A 25,969-nucleotide genomic window follows, 5' to 3' on the forward strand; every position below is an offset into this window, starting at 1 on the left:
AATCTGCCCAAATCCACATTCCAGAATAATGTGGTCTTATTTATAAGTTGAAGTCATGACAGCTATTATCTGGGAGCTGCACATGGTTCATTTTAGAGTCAAAGCACACTCATGCGCGCTTGCTCTTATTATCCAGCTAAGCTGCGTACTGCAACTTCACTGAGAATTCTTTCTAACACTTGCTCGATGGTCATTGTCGTTGAATCTAAGATAATTGCATCATCTGCAGGCTTCAACGGCGCAATGCTACGATTGGTGTCACGCTCATCACGCGCACGAATCTCTTCGAGGAGACTCGTAAGGGTAACAGTTTCGCCTTTGTCTTTCAACTGTAAATAACGGCGACGCGCACGCTCTTCGGCACTGGCGGTCAGAAAAACTTTTAATGGTGCCTCGGCAAACACTACAGTGCCCATATCACGACCATCGGCGATCAAGCCAGGCGCTTGCTGAAAATCCTGCTGACGGCGCAGTAAGCCTGCCCTGACCGCTGGTAAGACGGCGATTTGTGAGGCATGAGCACCAACAGTTTCATTGCGGATGGTGTCAGTGACATCACTCTTCTCAAGAACAATGCGCTGCGAGTTACTGTCGCTATCAAGTACAAACTGCACATCTAAATCTGTAGCTAGAGTTGCTAAGGCATGCTCATCATCTAGCGCAACGTTATGTTTTTGCGCAGCGAGGGCCAGCACGCGATATAGCGCGCCCGAATCGAGCAAGTGCCACTGCAGCGTCGAGGCAAGCAAGCCCGCCACAGTCCCTTTACCTGAACCGCTGGGCCCATCAATGGTGATGACTACAGCCTCATTCATACTTGACCCTCTTCTGTTACATGCATTCCGACCTGTTTACACAGTTCTAAGAAGTTCGGAAACGAGGTTGCCACGTGCACACTGTCATGAATACGGATTGGAGCACTTGCGCGCAGTGACGCCACGCTAAAGGACATCGCAATACGGTGATCGCCGTGCGCCCAAACCTCACCTCCGCCCATTTGTCCGCCTTCAATAATGATACCGTCTGGTGTGCCTTGCGCGTTGATACCCAAGGTGGTTAAACCATCAACCATGACTTGAATGCGATCAGATTCTTTAACGCGTAACTCTTCAGCACCACGCAATACTGTACGCCCTTCCGCGCAAGCTGCAGCAATAAATAGAACCGGGAACTCATCAATGGCTAATGGCACCAACTCCAATGGGATCTCGATACCTTTTAAACGAGCACTGCGCACACGGACATCAGCCACTAACTCGCCGCCCACTTCATGCACGCGTTCAAGGCTTAAATCTGCACCCATTAGCTTCAGAATGTCAATGATGCCGGTGCGCGTTGGGTTAATTCCAACATGCTCTAAAACCAGTTCAGAGTTTGGGGCAATACTGGCCGCAACCATAAAGAACGCTGCAGAAGAAATATCCGCGGGTACTTCGATATGGGTGCTGGTCAGTGCATGATTGCTTTCAACTTTAGCGGTAGCGCCGCGTACTTCGACTGGATAACCAAAGCCACGCAGCATACGTTCGGTATGATCACGGGTTGGTGCTGGCTCAGTCACCGAGGTCTCACCAGCGGCATACATACCTGCCAATAGTAGGCACGACTTAACCTGAGCACTGGCCATCGGCATTTCATAATGCATGCCAGTGAGGCGTTGACCGCCGCGCAGTGTGAGTGGTGGACGGCCTTCTGCAGCGGTTTCAATCACCGCACCCATTTCACGTAAAGGTTTGGCGATGCGATTCATTGGGCGCTTTGACAGTGAAGCATCACCCGTTAAGGTGCTATCAAAGGGTTGCGCGGCTAAAATACCGGACAACAGACGCATCGTGGTGCCAGAGTTACCGACATAAATCGGACCGGGTGCTGGTTGTAAACCGTGCAAGCCAACGCCGTGCACGACAACACGGCCATTTTCTGGGCCTTCAATGACTACACCCATATCGCGAAACGCTTGAATGGTTGCTAGTGCATCTTCACCTTCAAGAAACCCTTCTACTTCAGTTACGCCGTTGGCTAACGAGCCGAGCATAATAGCGCGGTGTGAGATGGATTTATCACCTGGAACACGAATCGTGCCATTCACCTGCCCGCCTGGGCTGGCTAAAAAAATCAGATCATTATCAAGCATGGTTTTCACATAGGCCCTTTGGGCTAAAATTGTACTGAAATGTTCGCGGGCTACACGTGCTCGGGTAAACACACCAAGCAAATGACGCCCATCTTCTTCGGCAATAGCATTACGCAGTGCATCCAGATCATCACGATACTGGTCTAACTGTTGTAAAACAGCGTCGCGATTGGCTAAGAAAATATCGTGCCACATTAGTGGATCACTGCCAGCGATACGAGTAAAGTCGCGAAAGCCACCCGCTGCATAGCGAAATATTTCTAAGTTTTCGCTTCTTTTAGCCAAGGAATCGACTAAACCAAACGCTAGTAAATGCGGCAAATGACTGGTTGCTGCTAAAACGCGGTCATGTTGTTCAACACTCATTAGCTCAACATCAGCACCTAACCTCTGCCAAAGCTGTTGCACACACAACAAGGCTGCAGGATCTGTGTGTTCATGCGGAGTTAGGATGACCTTGTGGTGTTTAAATAAGCATGGATTGACGGCTTCAACCCCACTGCGTTCTGAGCCAGCAATCGGATGACCAAGCACTAAAAGCGGCGGTAACTGTCCGTATATTTCTTGCGCCGCTTTCAGCAAATGACCTTTCACACTACCCGCATCGGTAATAATAGTATGTTGCAGCTTGAGAGCAGCCAGCTTAGCTAACAACTTTTTTAAAGCTAAAACAGGTACGGCTAACATCACTACATCAGCATTTTTACAGGCTGTATCTAATTCAGTGGTACAGCTGTCGACAACCTCTAGCTCAACCGCACGCTGGCACGCTTGCAAGTTAAGATCAACGCCGATCACCTCTTGCGCTAAACCTGCCTCGCGAACACCCTTGGCAAAAGAGGCACCGATTAAGCCTAAGCCAACGACGACTAAGCGATTAATGAGGGGTGTAATGGGAGGCGATTTCTGCATTTTAAACCTGCTTTAAAACATGGGTTAATGCATCCAGAAACCTTTGATTTTCAGCTTTTGTACCAATCGATACCCGTAAAAAAGTAGGCATCGCATAACCAGCAACCGGCCGAACAATAACGCCCTGCTCGAGCAAGGCTTGGTTGATTGCAGCAGCATCACGGTTAAAGTCTACGGCAATAAAGTTACCGCGTGATGGCAACCAAGACAAACCTAATTGTTTAAAACCGTCTTCTAATTGCTGCATACCTTGAGTATTAGCTGTTCGGCTACGCTCCAAGTAATCGCTATCATCCAATGCGGCACAAGCAGCCACCAGGGCTAAACTATTGACATTAAATGGCTGGCGTACGCGGTTTAGTATATTGGCAATTTCTTTCGATGAGGCTGAGTAGCCTACTCGCAAAGCTGCCAAGCCATAGGCTTTGGAGAAAGTTCGCGAAACCAATAAATTAGGATAGCGACTTAAGTAATCCATGCCGTCAGGTAGATCGCTGTCTAGCGCATATTCGATATAGGCTTCGTCCAATACCACCAAGACATTCTCAGGTACTTTGCTTAAAAACACATTGAGTGAGGCCTGATTAAACCAAGTGCCGGTTGGGTTATTAGGGTTGGCAATAAAGACTACGCGAGTATTGCTATCGATAGCGGCAGCCATAGCATCAAGATCGTGGGCATAGTCTTTAGCTGGAACTTCGCGGCACTCAGCACCCGACGCTAAAGTCGCAATCGGGTAGACTGCAAACGCATGCGCACTGAATACCGCGTTACGGCCCGGTGCTAACCATGCTCGCGCAACCAGCTCAAGAATATCGTTGGAGCCATTGCCTAAAGTGATCTGTGCTGGATCAAGTGCATAATGTGCAGCCAGCTTTTCCTTTAGAGCAAAGCCACTACCATCCGGATAACGAGTCAGCTCGGGCAGCGCTTGACTGATCGCCGCGCATACGCTTGCACTGGGCCCTAAAGGGTTCTCATTGCTGGCCAACTTAACAATGTCAGCCGGATTAAGACCCAGTTCACGCGCTAGCTCATCAACCGGTTTCCCGGGGACATAAGGCGATAACTCTTGGATACTGGGTAGTGCCAGAGTAAGAAAATCACAACTCATTTGCTTGCCTCAAACAATCAGCTGCCGCTATTCGAGCGACAGCCTAAAGTATGGTTAGAGAACGGCGTTGGGGTATGAGCCTAAAACTTTTAGACCAACGTTTTCTTGAGCAATCGTTTCAAGCGCGCTCTTTACTAACGGATCATCTTTATGACCATAAAAATCAATAAAGAAGACATAGCTCCATTTGCCACTGCGTGATGGGCGCGTTTCAATGCGAGTCAGGTCAATGCCGCTGTTATGAAATGGAATTAACAACTCATGCAAAGCGCCGGGCTTATTGCTCATTGAGACAATCACCGAGGTTTTATCATCACCGGTGGTCGGTACTGACTGATTACCGATAATTAAAAAACGTGTCGAGTTATCTGGACGGTCTTCAATTTTATCAGCCAGAATAGTCAACCCATACAACTGGGCTGCCATATCACCGGCAATTGCAGCACTGTTCCACTCGCTTTTAACCCGTTTAGCCGCTTCAGCATTGCTAGACACCGCAACACGTTCAACGTTGGGATAATGAGCGTCCAGCCATTTGCGGCATTGTGCCAATGACTGTGCATGGGAATAGATACGTGAGATTTTTTCTGTTTTAGTATTTTCAGCGACCAGTAAGTGATGGTGAATGCGTAGCTCTACTTCGCCACAAATGACTAAGTCATGCTCAAGGAAACTATCAAGGGTGTGATTAATCGCGCCCTCGGTTGAGTTTTCTACAGGCACTACGCCAAAGGTCACGGCGCCGGCAGCCACTTCACGGAAAATCTCATCAATCGCAGTCATTGGTTTACTGACGACAGCTTGACCAAAATGCTTAAGTACCGCTGCTTGCGAGAACGTACCTTCTGGACCTAAGTATGCCACTTTTAATGGTTGCTCAAGAGCGAGGCAAGTCGACATGATTTCACGGAACAAGCGCGCCATCTCTTCGTTATCGAGAGGACCTTTATTGAGTTCCATAATACGTTTAAGTACTTGAGCTTCGCGTTCAGGACGATAAAATACCGCCTGCTCGCCTTCTGCTAAAGTAGCCATTTTAATGCGTCCAACTTCTTGGGCGCAGCGGGCACGTTGACTGATCAACTCAAGGATTTTTTCATCCAGGGAGTCAATCCGCACGCGTAAAGCATGCAGTTCTTGATCGCTCACTTATGCGTGCTCCTTCTCGAAGGCTTGCATATAAGCTACCAGCGCTTCAACCGCTTCAAACGAGACCGCGTTATAAATAGACGCGCGCATGCCACCGACAGAGCGATGACCTTGCAAATTGAGCAAGCCGCGTTCATCAGCGCCGGCTAAGAACGTTTTATCCAGCTTCTCATCGGCTAAGCGAAAAGGTACGTTCATCCAAGAGCGCGCATTGACAGCAATCGGGTTGCTATAAAAATCGCTGTCATCGATGGTTTTATACAGCAGTGCTTGCTTCGCATGATTGATCTTAGCCATGGCGTCTAAGCCACCTTGCTGTTTCAGCCACTTAAAGACTAAGCCTGATAAGTACCAAGAAAACGTAGGCGGTGTGTTGTACATTGAGCCGTTATCAGCCGCAACTTTATAGTTGAGCATGGTTGGACAGCTGGCACGCGCATGACCGAGTAAGTCTTCACGAATAATGCCAACCACCAAACCACTTGGGCCAATGTTTTTCTGCGCGCCGGCATAAATCATACCGTAGCGGCTGACATCTAACGGCTTAGAGAGAATGTCTGATGACATATCGACGACGAGCGGTGTATCACCGACTTCTGGCGTCCAGTCAAACTGCAAACCACCAATGGTTTCATTGCTGGCGTAATGCAAATAGGCCGCATCTTTGCTGAGTTTCCATTCGTTTTGACCTGGAATAGCAAAGTAGTCAAATGCTTTAGCGCTGGCTGCAACATTGATATTGCCAAAACGGCGTGCTTCATCAATGCTTTTGCGTGACCAAATACCGGTATCGATATAATCCGCACAACCGCCATCAGCTAAGAGGTTGAGTGGGATCTGTGCAAACTGCTGGCTCGCACCACCCTGCATAAACAACACTTTATAGTCGTTCGGGATACTTAGCAGGTCACGCAAGTCTTGCTCGGCTTCAGCGGCGATGGAGGTGAACTCGTCACCACGGTGACTCATCTCCATGACTGACAAACCTTTGCCGTGCCAGTCTAATAGCTCGCTTTGCGCCTGTTGCAATACCGCTTCAGGGAGCGCAGCAGGGCCTGCACAAAAATTATAAACTCTACTCACTGCACTATCACTCTTCGGGGTTGCTTGTCTCGTCAATAAGCGGCTGTTCATCCTCGCTTACAACGTCCTGATTAACCACTGACGTCTCATCATTGGACGCCTCTTCTGTGCCTTGCTCAATATCTTCTAGTACTTCATCGTCATCAAGAGCCGTTGGTTCTTGAACGCGCTCGAGACCCACTAAAGTTTCGTCTTTTGCTAAACGAATTAGCATAACGCCTTGGGTATTGCGAGATAATGATGACACTTCGTCAACACGAGTCCGCACTAAGGTACCTTGGTCAGAAATCAGCATGATCTCTTCACCGTCTAGTACTTGAATAGCGCCAACCAACTTACCGTTACGCTCATTGGATACCATCGCAATCACACCTTGGCCACCACGACGGTAGTTAGGGAATTCAGTAACGGCGGTACGCTTGCCGAAACCACGGGCAGAAGCCGTGAGGATTTCACTGCCTTCTTCTGGGATCAACATCGAAATCAGTTTTTGATCTTCTGGTAGACGCATACCACGCACACCACGAGCGGTACGACCCATCGCACGCACATCGGTTTCCGCAAAGCGGGTAACTTTACCGCCATCAGAGAACAGCATGACTTCGCGCGAGCCATCAGTGACGGCAGCAGAGATCAAGGTGTCGTCTTCATCCAGAGCCAAAGCGATTAAGCCTGAGGTTCGTGGACGGCTAAATTGCTCAAGTGGCGTTTTCTTCACAGTACCGTTAGCGGTCGCCATAAAGATAAAGTGATCTTCGGTGTATTCATCAACCGGTAGCATCGCGGTGATTTTTTCACCGGCATCCAGTGGTAATAAATTGATGATAGGACGGCCGCGCGAGGTGCGTGATGCTTCTGGAATTTCAAAGGTGCGCATCCAGTATACTTTACCTTTACTGGAGAACAGCAATAACGTGGTGTGGCTATTGGCTACCAGTAGATGTTCAACATAGTCTTCATCTTTAACGCCAGTTGCCGCTTTACCGCGACCACCACGGCGTTGCGCATGGTAAGCATCCAGTGGCTGGCTTTTTGCATAACCTGAGTGCGAAATAGTCACGACGCGCTCTTCTTCTGTAATCAGGTCAGCAATGGTTAAGTCAACTTGTGATGCGGTGATTTCAGTACGACGCTCATCACCAAAGTCAGCTTTGACTTTCTCAAGCTCTTCGCGAATGACTTCAAGTAGACGCTCAGCGCTACCGAGGATTTTAAGCAGTTCGCTGATCTGTAATAGAATCTCTTGATATTCTGCGAGCAGTTTTTCATGCTCAAGACCGGTCAAACGGTGTAAGCGTAAATCAAGAATGGCTTGTGCTTGTTCTGGAGAAAGGTGATAAAAACCATCACGCATACCATACTGTTCGTCTAAGTCTTCTGGACGGCTCGAGTTAGCGCCTGAGCGCTCAACCATAGCGGATACAGTACTGGACTCCCACGCTGTTGCAATTAAGCGCTCTTTGGCTTCTGCTGGTGTTGGTGAGTCTTTGATCATCGCAATCACAGGGTCAATATTCGACAGTGCAACTGCTTGTCCTTCTAGGACGTGACCGCGCTCACGGGCTTTACGTAACTCAAACACGGTGCGACGAGTGACTACTTCACGACGGTGACGTACAAAGACTTCGAGCATGTCTTTGAGGTTGAGTAAGCGTGGGCGACCATCCACCAGTGCGACGACGTTAATACCAAACACACTTTGCATTTGCGTTTGCGTATAGAGGTTGTTGAGTACTACTTCGGGTACTTCACCGCGACGCAGCTCAATCACTACGCGCATACCGTCTTTATCCGACTCGTCGCGCAGCTCGCTAATGCCTTCCAGCTTTTTCTCTTTAACCAGTTCAGCAATTTTCTCGATCAAACGGGCTTTATTGAGCTGATACGGCAGTTCACTGATAATGATCTGTTGGCGACCGCCGACTTTATCAATATCTTCAATAAAGGTGCGGGCGCGCATATAAATGCGGCCACGACCCGTGCGGTAGGCTTCAATAATACCGGCGCGACCATTGATAATACCGGCCGTTGGGAAATCTGGGCCTGGAATAAACCCCATCAGGTCATCAATACTGATTTCCGGATTATCGATCAATGCTAGACAGCCGTTGATCACTTCCGTCAGGTTATGCGGCGGAATATTTGTCGCCATACCTACGGCAATACCGGAGGAGCCATTCACCAACAAGTTGGGGATTTTGGTTGGCATAACAGCAGGAATCATTTCAGTGCCGTCGTAGTTCGGCACCCAATCTACTGTTTCTTTTTCTAAGTCAGCCAGTAACTCGTGAGCCAACTTGGTCATGCGCACTTCGGTATAACGCATCGCAGCTGCGTTATCACCATCAACAGAACCGAAGTTACCTTGGCCATCCACTAGTAAATAGCGCAAAGAGAAAGGCTGCGCCATACGAACAATGGTGTCGTATACAGCGGTATCACCGTGCGGGTGATACTTACCAATCACGTCACCGACGATACGCGCCGATTTCTTATAGGGTTTATTCCAGTCATTACCCAATTCGCGCATCGCAAACAGTACACGCCGGTGAACAGGTTTCAAACCATCACGTGCATCTGGCAACGCCCGTCCAACAATTACGCTCATTGCATAATCAAGGTACGACTGTCGCATTTCATCTTCGATACTGATCGGAAGAATTTCTTTGGCCAAATCACCCATGGAAGCTCGGTTCCTTATTAATTCATCATGCCCAATTCAAGCGGCTAATAGTAACACATGCCATGCTAGCGCGCTCAATCTACGCTATGGCTTTTCTTGGCTTAACCGCCTGTGAGGCTTTAACGTCCTCTCTGGCAGGTTTTTGCAGTGCACGCATGTGTAGGTAAAGGTTTTCAATTGTCCTGCATCAACGCATGCATTTTCTGTTGGTTCGGCTGCATAACAATGCCGCGCTCAGTGACTATCACATCGATCAGGTCAGCAGGTGTTACATCAAACACCGGATTAAACGCATCAATCTGCGCAGCAACACGTTGCTCGCCAATATAAAGAATTTCTTCTCCATTGCGCTCTTCAATAGGGATTGCTGTACCACTGCTGAGTTGCATATCAATCGTTGAACTGGGGGCAACCACCATAAATTTTACCTGATGATAACGTGCCAATACCGCCAGCTGATAGGTGCCAATTTTATTAGCGACATCGCCGTTAGCAGTAATACGGTCAGCACCGACAATCACCCAGGTTATTTTACCTTGCGCCATTAAGTGTGCTGCTGCGGAATCCACATTGAGTACGCTAGGAATGCCCTCACCCACCAACTCCCAAGCGGTTAAGCGTGAGCCTTGTAACCAAGGGCGGGTTTCATTGACGTGTACACAGCTGACTAGCCCGTCTAAATAGGCTGCACGAATCACCCCTAAGGCGGTACCAAATCCAGCGGTTGCTAGCGCACCGGTATTACAATGGGTCATGACATGCTGTGATGCAGCACTGGCTTCGCGAATAACCTGCAGGCCGAGTTGTGCGGTCTGCATATTGGCTTCGCGGTCATCGTTTAATATCGCTACAGCTTGTGCTGCCAATATTGGTAAGGGTTGTGCCTGTTGCACTGCTATGGCTAAACAGTCACGCATTTTTTGCAGCGCCCAAAACAAATTAACCGCTGTGGGACGGGATTCTGCTAGCAGCGCAAAGTCTGCGGCTAATGCTGCGGACCAAGTGCTGACAGGGCTATCCACAAGCTTTTGTGCCGCGAGCACCACAGCAAAAGCCGCAGCCACTCCGATCGCAGGCGCGCCACGCACACGCATCTCACGGATGGCTAGCGCTACTTCAGCAGCTGTTTCGTAACGCTGCCAATGCTCGTGTTGCGGCAGTAAGCGTTGATCCAATAAATACAGCGCATTATCACGCCATTCCAGCGCCTTTACTTTCTCAGCGGCAAGCATCTGTTCGCGTATCATTGGCATGACCCCTTGAAAAATAAGCAATTATAGCCGAATCTGCAGTTAAAACCGTATATAAGCTGTGTCTTATTATGCAGTGATGGCGTCAATCGAGATTCAACACATTTGCCTATAAATTCACATAGGTTCACTTTTTAAGCAGGAAGCCACGCATGCCACACTCGCCGTTAGATTGTTTGTTATTGCCCGAGTGGCTGGTGCCCGTCGAACCGGCTGGGGTGATTTTAAAAAATTACGCAATTGGTATTCGCGGCGATCGTATCGCCTTGATTGCTCCGCGTGAGCAAGCATTAAAAGTGCCGTGCGCTGATATTCGCGAGCTGCCTAACACCCTGCTAACGCCAGGCCTGATCAATGCGCACGGTCATGCTGCAATGAGTTTGTTTCGTGGCTTAGCCGATGATCTGCCGTTGCAGGCATGGCTTCATGAGCATATCTGGCCAGCCGAAGCGCAATGGGTTAATGAAGACTTCATTCGAGATGGCACTGATCTGGCGATTGCTGAGCAATTAAAAAATGGTATCAGTTGTTTTTCTGATATGTATTTCTTTCCGGATATCGTTTGCCAGCAAGTACACAGCAGCGGCATTCGCGCGCAAATCACTGTGCCGATGCTCGACTTCCCTGTGCCAGGCGCACGCAATAGTGCTGAATCGTTACGCAAAGGTTTGCAGTTGTTCGATGATTTTAAACAGCATCCACGCCTGTCCATCGGCTTTGGCCCGCACGCACCTTATACAGTCGGTGATCAAGGCTTAGATGACATTGTCATGCTCGCCGCACAATTGGATGCCCCTGTGCAAATGCATGTGCATGAAACTGCGGCGGAAATACAACAAAGTTTAGACAAATATGGTGAGCGCCCTTTAGCTCGCTTAGCGCGTTTAGGCTTACTTGGTCCACGTTTTCAAGCCGTACATATGACCCAAGTGAATGATGAAGATATTGCCCTGCTGGTGCAAAGCAATAGTAGCGTTATCCATTGCCCTGAATCGAATTTAAAGCTGGCCAGTGGTTTTTGCCCCATTGAGCGCCTTTGGAATGCTGGGGTTAACGTGGCGATTGGCACGGATGGCGCCGCCAGCAATAACAATCTCGATCTGCTGGGTGAGACCCGTACTGCTGCTTTATTGGCAAAAGCGGTGGCGCAGTCAGCCAGTGCTATTGATGCCCATCGTGCGCTGCGCATGGCCACTTTAAATGGCGCGAGGGCGCTGGGTATCGATGCGCAAACCGGCTCTTTAGAAGTGGGCAAGCTCGCTGATATCACCGCGTTTAACTTTAATGATCTTTCGGTACAGCCTGTTTACGATCCGGTGTCGCAATTGATTTATGCCGCCGGGCGTAACTGCGTTGAGCATGTCTGGGTCGGTGGTAAACAGTTATTAAAAAGTCGGCAATTAGTGCGAATGGATGAGCAAAAAATCATTGCTAAAAGTCAGCAGTGGGCAAGTAAAATATCAAATAAATCAGCTGTTTAGAGAGCTATCTTAAAGTTTAATATATTTGTTGATATGCGCGATTAACGAACACTAAGGAAAAAAACCGCAAAAACTGGCATGATGTGCAGCTTAAATCGCAGCACATATCGTATAGGACTGGGTTATGACCAATGTAGACCATGCTGAAATTGCGAAGTTTGAAGCCTTAGCTCACCGCTGGTGGGATCGTGAAAGCGAGTTTAAACCCCTGCATGATATCAATCCATTGCGTGTCAACTGGATTAATGAGCGAGCATCCTTAGCCGGCAAGAATGTTTTAGATGTCGGTTGCGGTGGCGGTATTTTAAGTGAAGCAATGGCGCAACGCGGCGCGCAAGTGACTGGTATTGATATGGGTGAGGCGCCGCTAGCAGTAGCCCGTCTGCATCAACTAGAGAGCGGTGTTGAGGTAACGTATCGACAGATCACCGCTGAGGCTTTAGCTGAAGAAATGCCTGGTCAGTTTGATGTGGTCACTTGTTTAGAAATGCTTGAGCATGTGCCTGATCCTGCTTCAATTATTCGAGCGTGTTATACACTGGTCAAACCTGGTGGTCAGGTGTTTTTCTCTACTATTAATCGCAATCCGAAGGCGTACTTATTTGCCATTGTTGGCGCTGAATACATTATGCGTTTATTGCCACGTGGTACTCACGATTTTAAAAAATTCATTCGCCCCTCCGAACTGGGTGCTTGGAGTCGTGCTGCCGGCTTGCAAGTGAAAGATATTATTGGTTTAACCTACAACCCTCTGACCAAGCGTTACAAGCTTGAAGCGGATGTTGACGTGAACTATATGCTGTACACCACTAAGGACACCTAATGCGTATTCAAGCGGTGTTGTTTGATATGGATGGCACGCTGCTCGATACGGCCAAGGATTTCTATGCCATTGTCCAGAGCATGCGTGTACAGCGTGATTTAGCACCATTGTGCGATGAATCAGGCTTTCGTCAGCAGGTATCACTGGGCGCACAAGCCATGGTGGCATATGCCTTTGCTTTAGAGGCAAGTGATCCTGAGTTAGCGTTGCTGCGCGATGAGTTTCTCGCTATCTATGATCTACAGCATGCGCAATTTACTGAGCCTTTTGCTGGCGTTTTAGACGTCTTACAGCGTCTAGACGATGCAGGTCTTCGCTGGGGCGTGGCAACCAATAAGCCTTTGCGTTTTGCTCAGCCGATTATGGATGCCTTAAATCTCTCTGCCCGCAGCGCCGTACTGCTCTGCCCTGACCATGTTGAAAATAGCAAACCAGCGCCTGATATGTTATTGGCTGCCTGTGAGCAGTTACAGCTTGAGCCGCGTCAAGTACTGTATGTTGGTGATGATAAACGCGATATAGATGCCGGTCGCGCCGCCAATATGCGTACCGTTGCCGTGCGCTACGGTTATATCTTACCGAGCGACAATCCGTCTAATTGGGGCGCCGACGCAGTGATTGATACAATTGCGGAGTTAGAACCTTTGCTAGCAGCACAATGTGGCTGTTGAGAACGGCTGGGCCAAGCATTACTAGGCTCGACTTAACATAAGCTTATTGGCTTAAATCATTGATTTTAAAGAGATCAGTTATGTTTGATTACACTGCACCTGCTGAGTTATTAAAAAATCGTATCATTCTGGTGACGGGTGCTGGGCGAGGCATTGGCGCGGCAGCGGCACGCACCTACGCGGCCCACGGCGCGACAGTTTTACTGTTAGGTAAAACCGAGAAGCGTCTTAATGCTGTGTATGACGAGATTGTAGCTGCGGGTCACGCGGAGCCGGTGGTGATTCCTTTGGATCTAGAAAAGGCTAGCACTGACGCTTATAACGAGCTTGCAGCAATGATCGAAACTGAGTTCGGTCGTCTAGATGGCCTGCTGCATAATGCTTCTATTTTAGGTCCGCGCACGCTGCTGGAACAGTTGGCTGGCGAAAACTTTGCCAAGGTCATGCAGATTAACGTTAATGCCGTATTTATGCTGACCAGTGCGATGCTACCGTTACTGCGCTTATCCAGCGACGCTTCAGTGATCTTTACCTCAAGTAGCGTAGGACGCAAAGGACGTGCTTACTGGGGTGCGTATGCCGTATCTAAGTTTGCCACCGAAGGCTTAATGCAAGTGATGGCCGATGAAGTGGACGACACGCCAATCCGCGCGAATAGCCTTAATCCTGGCGCGACACGTACCGATATGCGTGCGCATGCGTACCCTGGTGAGAACCCAGAGAACAACCCGACACCCGCTGAGATCATGCCTGTGTATTTGTACTTAATGGGCCCTGATAGCAAAGGTGTCACTGGCCAAGCTTTTGATGCTCAGTAAATAGTCCCAGTACAGCCATTCGACTGTGCTCGATTCGAGTGCCATTGCTCTAGGCCGTGGCACTCATCTTGATGTTCTTGCGCCATTTGCAATGATGAGCCCATCAGTTCAATAACAGCGCTTATTGTTACACTCCCCCGTCATAATTTTGTCAGTGCCATTAAACTGCCTCTACGCAATGATGGCCATTTGCAATGTTTTTTTGACGCCGCTCTACAAGATATCTGTAACCTATTGAATATAAAGGGTTTTAATAGTTGGCACGAAAATAGCTTAACTATAAGCAAGATCACTCATGTGAAGCACGCTTATGAATACCCAGCCAACCTCAAATGTCGTCAATTTAGAGCCAACAGCCTCAGCCCATGCAGCGGTGAAAACCGATATGCTGCCGCTGATTGCCTTGTCGCATGAAGAATTGCGTCAGTTGCTGGTTACTCAACTGCAAACAACGCTGGATATAACAACCCTGCTAACTTTGTTTTTCAAGAGCACGCAGCGTCTTGTGCAGTATGCCTCTCTGAGTTACAAGCAAGCTGAACATGAGGTTAGCGTTGAGCTAGGTGTTCCTCAGGAACACAGTATTAATTACGGATTAAGCTATCAGGGCGAGTTTTTAGGTCATATTGTTTTCACACGAGACAGCCGTTTTAGCGAGCAGGAATTGGGCGATTTTGAATCGGTTATTTCCAGTTTGATTTTTCCATTGCGCAATGGTCTGCTGTACGCGGCGGCATTACAAAGTGCCTTAAAAGACCCACTGACCGGTGTTGGTAATCGTTTTGGCATGCAACAAACCTTGCAGCGCGATATTGATACGGCGCACCGACACAAGCAAGCGCTGTCAGTGTTGATGATTGATATTGATTATTTTAAACGCATTAATGATAGCTACGGCCATAGCGTTGGTGACTTAGTATTGGTTCAGGTGGCTCAGCATATCCAAAAGCAACTGCGTAGCACGGATGCTTTATTTCGCTATGGTGGTGAAGAATTCTTGGCGGTACTGCCTCACACCGACGAGCAAGATGCCATGCTGGTAGCGCAGCGACTGTGTGAAAGTATAGAGGGATTACTGATCAAGCATGTGCAGCACAGTATTCAGATCACTGCGAGCATTGGTTGCGCTGCCCTCACTACTCAAGAAACCTTGCAAAGACTTTTACAGCGTTCCGACATTGCCTTGTATGCGGCTAAGCATAGTGGCCGCAATCAGGTGCAACTAGCGCCTTAAGAGACGCTAGTTGGAGCAGAATCATTACTCAGGACGTAGACGACGTACCGTTGGTTTTTTTGCACCTGTTGTGGTGCTCGGACGTGGCTTTCTTGAGCCCTTAGCAAACTCTTCCGGCTGATCTTTACTGCTGCTATACACTATTTTCTTTTCTGGACGACGGTTATCCCGTACCTGAGCAACAGGGCGAGCTATTTTACGCTGCTGACGCTCCAGTTTGTCCTTCGCTTTCTCGCTTACTTCTGCTAAAGCAATCGGCTCAAGACCAACTTCTTTACTGAGAATGTCGACTTCAGCCTGGCCCATTTCACGCCAGCGTCCGACACTTAACTCTGAGGTTAAGAATACCGGTCCAAAACGTACACGTTTCAAGCGGCTCACCACTACATCTTGTGATTCCCACAAACGACGTACTTCACGGTTACGGCCCTCCATCACGACACAGTGGAACCAGCGGTTAAAACCTTCTCCACCGGGCGCAGCCTGCACGTCGGTAAACTTCGCGGGACCATCTTCAAGCATCACGCCACGTTTAAGGTTTTCAATCATCTCTTCGGTGACTTCACCGCGCACACGTACCGCGTACTCACGGTCCATCTGATAGGACGGGTGCATTAAACGGTTAGCCAGCTCGCCATCAGTGGTAAACATCAGCAAGCCAGTCGTATTGATATCCAGGCGACCGATATTGATCCAACGACCGGTATGTGGACGCGGTAGACGATCAAATACAGTTGGGCGACCTTCTGGATCTTTACGTGTGCACACTTCACCCTCAGGCTTGTTGTAAATTAGCACACGGCGTTGCAGATAATCTTCGGCATCTTTTTTCAGCGGACGACCATCAACAGTGATCGCGTCTAATGCATCAACGCGTGCACCAAGCTTAGCGACACGTGCGTTGACCAGCACGCGACCATCAGAAATCCATTGTTCAATATCGCGGCGCGAGCCAAAACCCATGCGAGCTAAAACCTTCTGCAGTTTTTCGCCGGTAGGAGTAACAGCGATTTTCTTGGCCTTATCGTTCTTAGGCTTTTCGCTTACTGGTGTAGCTGCCGCTTTCTTAACTTTATCACTCTTGGGTTTATCGCCTGCTGGTGCAACAGCAGTTTTCTTGATTTTATCGTTCATTTAAGCACCTCCCGGTGGGTCGCTTTTCAGTTATTAAATTGCAAAAATTGCAAGTTGCTTATCATACGCTTAGCCCTGCTAATAGACGATATAAATCAGTCTGTACGCTGGGTTAAATGCCATGCTTGGTGGATTTTCTTATTGCGCGCAAAGTCAGGATCAAAGGTTTGCGCGGTGATATTAGTCACTTGATAGCGTGCTTCAATACTTTCATCCATCACAAAACGACGGAAGTTATTGGAGAAATACAGGCTACCACCTGGCGCTAAGCGTGCCATCGCACGATCTAGCAGGAGGACATGATCACGCTGAATATCAAACACATCTTCCATACGTTTTGAGTTGGAGAAAGTCGGCGGATCAAGGAAGATCAAGTCATAGCTTTCGCGATCACTTTCTAACCAGACCATCACATCGGCATGCACTAAGCTATGTTTATCAGAGAAGCCGTTTAATGCTAGATTACGCTTCGCCCAATCCAGGTAGGTTTTTGATAGATCCACGCTGGTGGTCGTGCGTGCGCCACCTTTCGCCGCATGCACAGTTGCCGCAGCGGTGTAACAAAATAGATTTAAAAAGCGCTTGCCCGCTGCTTCTTTTTGAATGCGCATGCGCATTGGGCGGTGATCCAAGAAGACACCAGTATCGAGATAGTCAGTCAAGTTCACTAGCAGCTTCACGCCACCTTCAGTGATATGCATAAACTGGCCACGCTCAGCTTGACGCTCATATTGACGCATACCTGCTTGACGTTCACGACGTTTAATCACGATTCGCTCAGGTGGTACATCAAGTACGGTAGGGATCGCTGCTAAAGCATCCAAAAAGCGACCTTTAGCTTTTTCAGGGTCAATAGTTTTTGGTGCGGCATACTCTTGTACATGCACCCAATCAGCATAGACATCAATCGCCAGAGCGTATTCTGGCATGTCGGCATCGTACAGACGGTAGCATTCAATCTGCTCTTTGCGCGCCCACTTGCCGAGCAGTTTAAGGTTCTTTTGCAGACGATTGGCAAACATCTGCCCGCCTTCGCTGAGGCGTGCTGTTTCCATCGGTGCTGCTGTGCGCTCGGGTTCGCCTGTTAAGCGTGGCGCTTCATCGTCATCAACCTGTGCGCCAGGCTTGACGTGGGTCGTCATCCGATCAGAGAGGACAAAACGCTCTGGCTGTACTTGGAATAATAATAAACGGCATGGTAAGGCACCATTAAACAGCGAATACTGCTTGTGACTGCGCAAGCCCATACGTTTGCCCAGTTGTGGTGCACCGGTAAACACCGCCGCCTCCCATCCTAAACAAGCACTGCGTAAGCGCTCACCTAAATACTGGTAAAGATATAGCAAGCTGGCTTCATCGCCTAAACGCTCACCGTACGGCGGGTTAGTGACGACCAATCCAGTTTGCCCTTGATCAGTCTTGGGCTCAAACGTAGCTAACTCGCCCTGATACACATTGACCCAGCTGGCCAATCCTGCGCGCTCAATATTATTGCGTGCAGGCTGAATTAAGCGAGGATCACCTTCATAGCCGCGAATCCATAGCGGTGGTTTAGCCAGGCCGATTGCTGCACGTTGTTTAGCTTCTTCAAAGATTGGTTGCCATTGCTCTGGATTATGACCTAGCCAGTTGCTAAAACCCCAGCGCTCACGGCGCAAGTTAGGAGCTATATCAGCGGCCATTAAGGCACCTTCAATTAAGAAAGTACCCACACCACACATGGGGTCAACTAAAGCTGCGCCTTGTTTTGCTAGAGCTGGCCAGCCAGCACGCAATAAAATTGCCGCGGCGAGGTTTTCTTTTAACGGTGCAGCACCTTGCTGTAAACGATAGCCCCGCTGGTGCAGACTGGTACCCGATAAGTCTAGCGATAAGGTGGCTTCGCCACGATTGAGGTGCAGATGAACACGCACATCGGGACTGATCTTATCAACCGACGGACGATTACCGTCAGCATCACGCAGCGCATCAACAATCGCATCCTTAACTTTTAAGGCGCCAAAGTGGGTGTTATCAATCCCTGATCCGCGTCCGGTAAACTCAACGGATAAGGTACCGTTGGCCTGCAAATGCTCAGACCAATCTAAATCATTGATACCGTGGTACAGGTCTTCAACCGTTTTGACGCTAAAGCGCTTAAGCACCAACAGTACTCGGTTAGCCAGCCGCGACCATAAGCAAAGGCTATAGGCGACCTGCATGGTGCCACGTCCAGAAACCCCAGACAAATGCTCGCGAGCATCGTCGAGACCCAGTGCTTGCGCTTCATCAAGCAGCAGCCCTTCGAGGCTTTTCGGACAGGTTAAATACAGCTCTACTTCTTTATTGGCGGGCATAAATATTCCAGTGGGTGCTTAATTCAAAACTTTTTCTATACATAATGTATTTCAATCAAGGTCAAAAGAGTGACCTTTCATCGATTTTACTCTATTCATTCGTGATTTCAGTAAAAGCATATCGTGTTACTTAAGCGTCAAATACACTGAGTTTTTGTGTAGTTACGCGCTTTACGGCATGTCCTTATGAAACAAATTGTCACTTATGCTCTTTAATGTGAAAAAAGCAGAGGCATATACGAAAATAATCATTCCATCCTAACGCTACATTGGTTAGAACTTAGATGAGCTTTTGCTTTTTGCATTGCTTGGAACTCACCTAGGAGCATATGAGTTTCTTAACTGTACAGTATAAGGCTTTACTCTAAAGCCAGCGGCAACATTCTAGTCAATAACTGAGGGCTATACCCAATGAGAAGACTCAAGCGTGATCCGTTAGAACGTGCTTTTTTACGTGGCTACCAACATGGTGTCACTGGTAAGTCGCGCGAACTCTGTCCATTTAATTTAGTAACTGCTCGCCAAGCTTGGTTAAACGGCTGGCGTGAAGGTCGTGGCGATAACTGGGATGGTTACCGCGGCACAGCTGGCCTCCATCGGCTTAATGAACTCAACGCCGTAGGATAGCACAGCGTGATTTTTGTATCGTGAGGCGCAATTCAAGGCCTCACGATTTTGTCTTCTAAATAACTTAGTTACGACTGCGTGATACTGCAGCAATCGCATCGACTGATGCTCTAATCAGCTCTGGACCTTTATAAATAAATCCTGAGTACACCTGCACTAAGCTTGCACCCGCTTGAATTTTCTCTGCGGCATGTTGCCCTTCGGTGATTCCACCCGCGGCAATAATGGGCAGACGTCCTGCTAGGGTATCGGCCAGTACGCGCACCACATGAGTACTTTGTTCGCGTACCGGTGCACCGGATAAGCCGCCCGCCTCATCAGAGTGCAGCATACCCTCTACACCTTGGCGCGACACCGTGGTATTGGTTGCAATCACTGCATCCATACCGGTCTCTATCAAAATATTTGCAACATCAGCAATTTCTTCATCGCTCATATCGGGAGCAATTTTAATTGCTAAAGGGACACGCTTGCCATGCAATACCGTTAAGTCTTCTTGACGCTCGCGCAAAGTATTCAAAAGGTTTCTTAATGAATCACCAAATTGCAAAGAACGAAGGCCTGGAGTGTTTGGTGAACTGACGTTCACTGTAATGTAACTGGCACAACCGTAGACCTTATCTAAACAGTACAAATAATCATCAGCCGCGTTTTCAACCGGTGTGTCAAAGTTCTTACCGATGTTAATGCCTAGAATTCCAGGGAAATTAGCGTTTTGCACTCTCGACAATAAATGATCCACGCCGAGGTTATTGAAACCCATGCGGTTAATTACGCCTTCGACCGAGGGCAAACGAAATAAACGAGGCTTGGGGTTACCGGGCTGTGCACGCGGTGTTACGGTGCCAATTTCAATAAAACCAAAACCCAAACCTGACAGACCTAAAATGGCATCACCATTTTTATCCAGACCTGCAGCTAAGCCAACGGGGTTGGGAAACTCTAACCCCATCACTTTGACTGGCAACGTTGCAGGCTGCTTAACCAAACGCCGCGTTAAGCCAAGACGTCCCGCCGCACCTAATAAATCGATAGTTAATTCGTGCGCTGTTTCCGGCGACAGTTTAAAGAGTAAACGACGAGATAAGTTGTACATAGATGAGTATCAAATAAGTTAAATAGAATGATTTGATTATAGCGGGTTAAGGTAACCTACGCAGGTCTAATAACTGCCCTTGTGCATTAAACTCCATAATAAAACTGCCTGCTATGCCATCGTGAGTTAAGAAGGGCTGTAAATGCCGCGCAGGTAGACTGACGGTGCGCCCATCACGGCTACGTATCAGTACTCGGTTAGCAGTACCTTGATAAACGCGTAAATAATCCTGCGCAGCTATGGAAATATCAAAGACTAAGCTGGACATGATGGCTCTACATACCTAAGGCTATTATTTTATAGGGGAGCGGTAGTATAGCATGCGCGGCACTGCTGTTCTTAGCCCCGCCCAGCTAATGGGCTCCCCTTCCTTTCTCGTATACCTCTTAGGTGTTTCTGTCTGCGCTCAAAAGTGCCCGTCACAAAACGTTGCATCTGACAAAAGACTGTATATAATACCAGTCACTGTATAAAACAACAGAGTCCTATTATGTCTAAGCTAACGAAACGTCAGTCAGAGATTCTAAGCTTTCTTAAAACCTGGATAGAAGATAACGGTTACCCACCCACTCGTGCTGAAATTGCTAAAGATCTAGGCTTTAAGTCACCTAACGCGGCTGAAGACCACTTAAAAGCATTGGCACGCAAAGGCGCTATTGAAATGATTCCCGGTGCGTCACGAGGCTTAAAGATCGTTGAAACATTGGATGCTAATGAATTACCAGCAAACGATAATGAGCTTCCGGTGATTGGTCGCGTTGCCGCTGGCGAGCCTATCTTCGCGCAGCAACATATTGAAAGTTCCTGCCCAGTCAGCCCTGATTTGTTTAAGCCACGTGCAGATTACTTACTGCAAGTTCGCGGTATGAGCATGAAGGATATCGGTATTCTTGATGGCGACTTACTCGCCGTGCATATCACTCAAGAAGCACACAATGGCCAGATTGTTGTGGCGCGTATTGATGATGATGTCACAGTAAAACGCTATAAGCGTGAAGGCAATACGGTTTGGTTGCTCCCTGAAAATAGTGATTTTGAGCCGATTAAAGTTGATTTGAAAACCCAAAATCTGACTATTGAAGGCTTAAGTGTCGGCGTTATACGTCGCTAAGGAGATTTTATGAATCGCCAAATAGCACTATTTGAATCACCACTCAATATAGACAGCCCGACAGTTACACCCTTAATAGCAGTAGCACGTCATACTTGCACAGGTACGCCAGTACAAGATGATGGAGTCTTCAGTGAAATCTCTTTGTCGGGACGTGCACAGCAGTGCTTACAGCTTATCGCACCTATTCTACGCGAACTCAGTGAGGACCAAAATGATCGCTGGCTGACGTTGATCTCGCCACCTGAGCACATGACCGCACAGTGGTTGCGCGATACTGGGCTTAATCGTGAACGTATTTTGGTGTTACGCCCAAGAGGTATACAAAGCAGTCCAGAATTGGCGTGTGAAGCGTTACGCTTAGGTTGCAGTCATACGGTAATCAGTTGGTTCAATCCATTGCCGCGCGCCATCCGCGCACGACTCACAACGGCTGCGAGAATGGGTTCTGCACAAAGTTTGAATATACGTCAAACCTTTATCATCTGACTCAGCGAATAAAAAAGCTGCACGCTCTTTGTTAAGGCCGTGCAGCTTTTTTATTGAGACGATTGATTACTCTGCGAGGAGTTTTTCCCACTCTTTGCTTTCTTTCTTAGAGGCGGCGCCCAATAGCTCTAATGCTTGGCGTAAACGGAAGCGAGTTAAGTCTGGGCCCAGAATTTCCATAGCATCTAATACGGAGACAGAGTTGGCCTGTCCGGTAATAGCCGCAAACATCAGCGGCATGATATCGCGTAGCTTAAGCTCAAGCAGTTCGCCAGTGGCATTAATACACGCGGTGATTGCATCTTTATCCCACTGACGTAAGCTTTCCAGCTTCCACAGCACAATTTGCAGTACTTGACGCACTTGATTGTTATCGAGTTTCTTATGCGCAAACAGTTCTGCAGTCAGTGGCACGCTACCCGAGAAGAAGAATCCAGCGAGCGGAGCAATTTGACTTAAGGTTTCGACGCGGCCCTGCACATGCGGAGCAATCTGCATCACGTAATCGGTATTAAAGGCCCACTGCCGTGCTGCATCAGCAAACTGCTCTACGCTTAACTCACGCAGCCATTGACCATTGAGCCAAGACAGTTTCTCTACATCAAAAATGGGTCCACCCAAAGAAACACGATTGATATCAAAATGCTCAATCATGTCTTCGAGCGAGAACTTCTCACGCTCATCAGGCATCGACCAACCCATACGACCTAAATAGTTCAGCATCGCTTGCGGTAAGTAGCCCATACGCTCGTAGAAATTAATTGAGGTTGGGTTTTTACGCTTAGAGAGCTTGCTCTTGTCCGGGTTACGCAGCAGCGGCATATAGCATAAAACCGGCTGTTCCCAACCGAAATACTCATACAACTTAATCAACTTAGGTGCCGATGGCAGCCACTCTTCGCCACGTAAAACGTGAGTAATGCCCATTAAATGGTCATCGACAACGTTGGCTAAAAAATAGGTGGGAAGGCCATCGGCTTTCATCAAGACCTGCATATCCATACGGTCCCAGCCAATTTCAACATCACCGCGTAGCATATCTTTAACGACGCAAATACCTTCGGTAGGCATTTTCATGCGGATCACATGGGATTCGCCGGCTGCAACGCGTTGTTGTGCGTCGGCAGGATCTAAATGCGCACAATGGCCATCGTAAGCAGGCGTTTGTTTATTGGCCATTTGCTGTGCACGAACTTCATTGAGACGCTCACTGCTACAGAAGCATGGGAAAGCATGACCTTTTTCAACCAAAATATCTGAGTGTTCTTTATAAATAGTCGCACGTTCACTTTGACGATAAGGGCCATGTGGGCCACCGACATCTGGACCCTCGTCCCACTCAATACCTAACCAGCGCAAAGCATCATAAATTTGTTGCTCTGATTCCGAACTCGAACGTACTTGATCAGTATCTTCAATGCGCAGAATAAACTGACCACCGTGCTGACGAGCAAAACACATATTAAATAACGCAATATAAGCGGTGCCAACGTGCGGATCGCCAGTTGGAGAAGGTGCAATACGGGTACGGACAGTGGTCATTATGGGTACTCAAAGCTTAAAAATAGAAATTACAGCAGACATCTTAACAAATTCTAAGCGCCCTGCTCCAGTGACGACTCGGGCGAAAGTTTTAACCTCAGTAAAACAGCTCAGCTATAGCGTTACATATCCAGCAGTCGCAAGCGTAAGCGTTGTATTTCATCGCGCATTTGTGCAGCCGCTTCAAACTCAAGATCGCGCGCCAGTTGATACATTTTTTCTTCTAGCTGTTTAATGCGCTTGCCGACATCATTGGGTGTACGCATCTGCTGATCATATTCAGCCGCTTGCTCTGCCGCGCGCTCCTGTGCTTTACGCTTATTACTGCGCGAGCCAGGTACCACTGCACCTTCCATAATATCTTTAACGCTTTTCTTCACCCCGATCGGGGTAATGTTATGCAGGGTATTAAAGGCAATTTGTTTTTCACGGCGACGGTTGGTTTCATCAATCGCCCGTTCCATGGAGCCGGTCATGCGGTCAGCATATAAAATCGCTTTACCGTTGAGGTTACGCGCGGCACGACCAATGGTTTGAATCAGCGAGCGCTCTGAGCGTAGGAAGCCTTCTTTGTCGGCATCTAAGATCGCCACCAGCGACACTTCTGGCATATCCAAACCTTCGCGCAATAAGTTAATCCCGACCAGCACATCAAAGACACCCATGCGTAGATCGCGAATAATCTCAACGCGTTCAACCGTATCAATATCGGAGTGTAAGTAACGGGCTCGTACATTGTGATCGGTTAAGTAATCGGTCAGATCTTCAGACATACGTTTAGTAAGTGTGGTCACTAGCACGCGCTCGTCTACCGCAATCCGCGCACTGATTTGTGAGAGTAAATCATCCACCTGAGTTAAGGCGGGGCGCACTTCAATCTCAGGGTCAATTAAGCCGGTGGGGCGCACCACCTGCTCAACCACCTGCCCTGCGTGTTCTGCTTCATAATTGCCGGGCGTAGCTGAGACAAAAATCGTTTGCGGGCTGGCCGCTTCCCATTCATCAAAGCGCATCGGACGGTTATCTAATGCAGACGGCAGACGAAAACCATAATTGACCAGATTTTCTTTACGCGAACGGTCACCTTTATACATAGCACCAATTTGCGGCACCGAGACGTGCGACTCATCAATAATCAGTAAGGCATTATCCGGCAAGTAATCATATAACGTTGGCGGCGGCGCACCGGCTTCACGACCCGATAAATAGCGAGAGTAGTTTTCAATACCGTTGCAATAACCCAGCTCTAAAATCATTTCCAAATCAAAACGAGTGCGTTGCTCTAAACGCTGCGCCTCAACCAAGCGATCATTAGTGCGTAGATATTCTAAACGCTCAGCCAGCTCAACTTTAATATGCTCAATTGCCTCTAGAAGCGTTTCTCGCGGCGTAACATAGTGCGACTTGGGGTAAAAGGTAAAACGCGGCAGCTTACCAATCACCTTGCCCGTCAGCGGATCAAAAGCACTGATGCTTTCCACTTCATCATCAAACAGCTCAATACGGATGGCTTCAAAATCCGACTCGGCCGGATAGATATCAATCACATCGCCGCGTACGCGAAACGTCGCGCGTGAAAAGTCCACTTCGTTACGGGTGTACTGTAAGTCGGCTAAGCGGGCTAACAAGGCACGTTGATCGATACGATCACCACGATCCAAGTGCACCACCATTTTCAAATAGCTTTCTGGGCTGCCTAAACCATAAATACAGGAGACGGTCGCGACAATAATCACATCGGGACGTTCCAGCAATGCTTTGGTTGCTGACAAGCGCATTTGCTCAATATGATCATTGATTGAGGCATCTTTCTCGATAAAGGTATCGGAGGCGGCGACATAGGCTTCAGGCTGATAGTAGTCGTAATAGGACACGAAATACTCAACAGCGTTATGTGGGAAAAATTCTTTAAACTCACCATAGAGCTGCGCCGCGAGGGTTTTATTTGGAGCAAGAACAATCGCTGGACGTTGTACCTGTTGGATCACATTGGCAATGCTGAAGGTTTTTCCAGACCCTGTCACACCATGCAATGTTTGGTGTGACAGGCCTGATTCGATACCGGCTACCAGTTGACGAATGGCTTCGGGCTGATCACCAGCGGGCTGAAATTGTGTGACAAGCTCAAAGCGCGACATGCAAACCTCTAATAACATATGCGGCAAAACACCGCTAAAAGTACACAACAGACTGTTTTTGCGTAATATTCATAGTTCGAACGTTATAATACCTGTCGAATCGCGCTGCGTCTCGACGCTGTGTCTGTTAAGCTAAGGCCTCCA

21 protein-coding genes are annotated in these 25,969 nt (G+C 48.3%); 8 read left to right on the forward strand and 13 right to left on the reverse strand.

The genetic code is table 11. From position 1 onward, the window contains the following. Positions 1–128: 128 nt before the first annotated feature. From cmk to mtnA, 7 genes are all read right to left on the reverse strand, one after another. Entirely contained in the window at positions 129–815 is a 687-nt protein-coding gene (gene cmk, locus JYJ62_RS00695; protein WP_205340263.1) for a (d)CMP kinase, read from the reverse strand. After that, positions 812–3,046: a bifunctional prephenate dehydrogenase/3-phosphoshikimate 1-carboxyvinyltransferase gene (locus JYJ62_RS00700; protein ID WP_205340264.1), complete on the reverse strand. Its 2,235-nt coding sequence runs from the start codon at positions 3,044–3,046 to the stop codon at positions 812–814. Before JYJ62_RS00700 ends, cmk begins: the two co-directional genes overlap by 4 nt. 1 nt (position 3,047) lies before the next feature. After that, complete coding sequence (gene hisC, locus JYJ62_RS00705; RefSeq protein WP_205340265.1) at positions 3,048–4,160, reverse strand: histidinol-phosphate transaminase; 1,113 nt, start codon at positions 4,158–4,160, stop codon at positions 3,048–3,050. Between the two features lie 54 nt (positions 4,161–4,214). After that, positions 4,215–5,309 (reverse strand): prephenate dehydratase, encoded by a 1,095-nt coding sequence (gene pheA, locus JYJ62_RS00710; RefSeq protein WP_205340266.1) that lies wholly within the window; start codon positions 5,307–5,309, stop codon positions 4,215–4,217. Continuing rightward, entirely contained in the window at positions 5,310–6,392 is a 1,083-nt protein-coding gene (gene serC / locus JYJ62_RS00715) for a 3-phosphoserine/phosphohydroxythreonine transaminase (protein WP_232365683.1), read from the reverse strand. A 7-nt stretch (positions 6,393–6,399) separates the two neighbouring features. Further along, entirely contained in the window at positions 6,400–9,075 is a 2,676-nt protein-coding gene (gene gyrA, locus JYJ62_RS00720) for a DNA gyrase subunit A (RefSeq protein ID WP_205340268.1), read from the reverse strand. Positions 9,076–9,248: 173 nt separating this feature from the next. Continuing rightward, on the reverse strand, positions 9,249–10,319 hold the full coding sequence (gene mtnA / locus JYJ62_RS00725; protein ID WP_205340807.1) for an S-methyl-5-thioribose-1-phosphate isomerase: 1,071 nt from the start codon (positions 10,317–10,319) through the stop codon (positions 9,249–9,251). A 158-nt stretch (positions 10,320–10,477) separates the two neighbouring features. Here mtnA and JYJ62_RS00730 point away from each other — a divergent pair, with 158 nt between their 5' ends. The 5 genes from JYJ62_RS00730 to JYJ62_RS00750 all read left to right on the forward strand — a co-directional run bounded on the left by JYJ62_RS00730 (position 10,478) and on the right by JYJ62_RS00750 (position 15,352). Next, entirely contained in the window at positions 10,478–11,806 is a 1,329-nt protein-coding gene (locus JYJ62_RS00730; protein WP_205340269.1) for a TRZ/ATZ family hydrolase, read from the forward strand. 124 nt (positions 11,807–11,930) lie between these two features. Next, positions 11,931–12,629 carry a bifunctional 2-polyprenyl-6-hydroxyphenol methylase/3-demethylubiquinol 3-O-methyltransferase UbiG gene (gene ubiG / locus JYJ62_RS00735; protein ID WP_205340270.1) on the forward strand — a complete coding sequence of 233 codons (699 nt, stop codon included), beginning with the start codon at positions 11,931–11,933 and terminating at the stop codon, positions 12,627–12,629. Beyond that, complete coding sequence (locus JYJ62_RS00740; protein ID WP_205340271.1) at positions 12,629–13,300, forward strand: HAD-IA family hydrolase; 672 nt, start codon at positions 12,629–12,631, stop codon at positions 13,298–13,300. The genes ubiG and JYJ62_RS00740 overlap by 1 nt, the downstream gene beginning before the upstream one ends. Positions 13,301–13,380: 80 nt before the next feature. Continuing rightward, positions 13,381–14,118, forward strand: coding sequence for a YciK family oxidoreductase (locus JYJ62_RS00745; RefSeq protein ID WP_205340272.1), 738 nt, complete (start codon positions 13,381–13,383; stop codon positions 14,116–14,118). 310 nt (positions 14,119–14,428) lie between these two features. Next, positions 14,429–15,352: a GGDEF domain-containing protein gene (locus JYJ62_RS00750; protein WP_205340273.1), complete on the forward strand. Its 924-nt coding sequence runs from the start codon at positions 14,429–14,431 to the stop codon at positions 15,350–15,352. 24 nt (positions 15,353–15,376) lie between these two features. Here the strand turns inward: JYJ62_RS00750 and rluB are convergent, their stop codons facing one another. Further along, positions 15,377–16,315 carry a 23S rRNA pseudouridine(2605) synthase RluB gene (gene rluB, locus JYJ62_RS00755; RefSeq protein ID WP_232365704.1) on the reverse strand — a complete coding sequence of 313 codons (939 nt, stop codon included), beginning with the start codon at positions 16,313–16,315 and terminating at the stop codon, positions 15,377–15,379. Positions 16,316–16,581: 266 nt separating this feature from the next. Continuing rightward, positions 16,582–18,822, reverse strand: a complete 2,241-nt coding sequence (rlmKL, locus tag JYJ62_RS00760) for a bifunctional 23S rRNA (guanine(2069)-N(7))-methyltransferase RlmK/23S rRNA (guanine(2445)-N(2))-methyltransferase RlmL (RefSeq protein WP_205340275.1) — start codon at positions 18,820–18,822, stop codon at positions 16,582–16,584. Positions 18,823–19,233: 411 nt separating this feature from the next. Between rlmKL and rmf the strand changes: the two genes are divergently transcribed. Further along, complete coding sequence (gene rmf, locus JYJ62_RS00765; RefSeq protein WP_205340276.1) at positions 19,234–19,449, forward strand: ribosome modulation factor; 216 nt, start codon at positions 19,234–19,236, stop codon at positions 19,447–19,449. Between the two features lie 64 nt (positions 19,450–19,513). Here rmf and JYJ62_RS00770 read toward each other — a convergent pair whose 3' ends face one another. Beyond that, positions 19,514–20,545 (reverse strand): quinone-dependent dihydroorotate dehydrogenase, encoded by a 1,032-nt coding sequence (locus JYJ62_RS00770; RefSeq protein ID WP_205340277.1) that lies wholly within the window; start codon positions 20,543–20,545, stop codon positions 19,514–19,516. 46 nt (positions 20,546–20,591) lie between these two features. Beyond that, complete coding sequence (locus JYJ62_RS00775; RefSeq protein ID WP_205340278.1) at positions 20,592–20,813, reverse strand: DUF2835 domain-containing protein; 222 nt, start codon at positions 20,811–20,813, stop codon at positions 20,592–20,594. 222 nt (positions 20,814–21,035) lie between these two features. On the opposite strand from JYJ62_RS00775, the gene lexA reads away from it, so the two are divergent. Then, positions 21,036–21,656, forward strand: a complete 621-nt coding sequence (gene lexA / locus JYJ62_RS00780) for a transcriptional repressor LexA (protein ID WP_205340279.1) — start codon at positions 21,036–21,038, stop codon at positions 21,654–21,656. Positions 21,657–21,665: 9 nt separating this feature from the next. Beyond that, positions 21,666–22,145 (forward strand): SOS-induced cell division inhibitor SulA, encoded by a 480-nt coding sequence (sulA, locus tag JYJ62_RS00785; RefSeq protein WP_205340280.1) that lies wholly within the window; start codon positions 21,666–21,668, stop codon positions 22,143–22,145. A 66-nt stretch (positions 22,146–22,211) separates the two neighbouring features. Here the strand turns inward: sulA and gltX are convergent, their stop codons facing one another. After that, positions 22,212–23,687 carry a glutamate--tRNA ligase gene (gene gltX / locus JYJ62_RS00790; protein WP_205340281.1) on the reverse strand — a complete coding sequence of 492 codons (1,476 nt, stop codon included), beginning with the start codon at positions 23,685–23,687 and terminating at the stop codon, positions 22,212–22,214. A 122-nt stretch (positions 23,688–23,809) separates the two neighbouring features. Beyond that, a complete protein-coding gene (uvrB, locus tag JYJ62_RS00795; protein WP_205340282.1) occupies positions 23,810–25,825 on the reverse strand; it encodes an excinuclease ABC subunit UvrB in 2,016 nt (671 codons plus the stop codon). Between the last annotated feature and the right edge of the window lie 144 nt (positions 25,826–25,969).

Origin of the sequence: Denitrificimonas caeni (genome assembly GCF_905120345.1) — a bacterium.
Taxonomy (GTDB): Bacteria; Pseudomonadota; Gammaproteobacteria; order Pseudomonadales; family Pseudomonadaceae; genus Denitrificimonas; species Denitrificimonas caeni_A.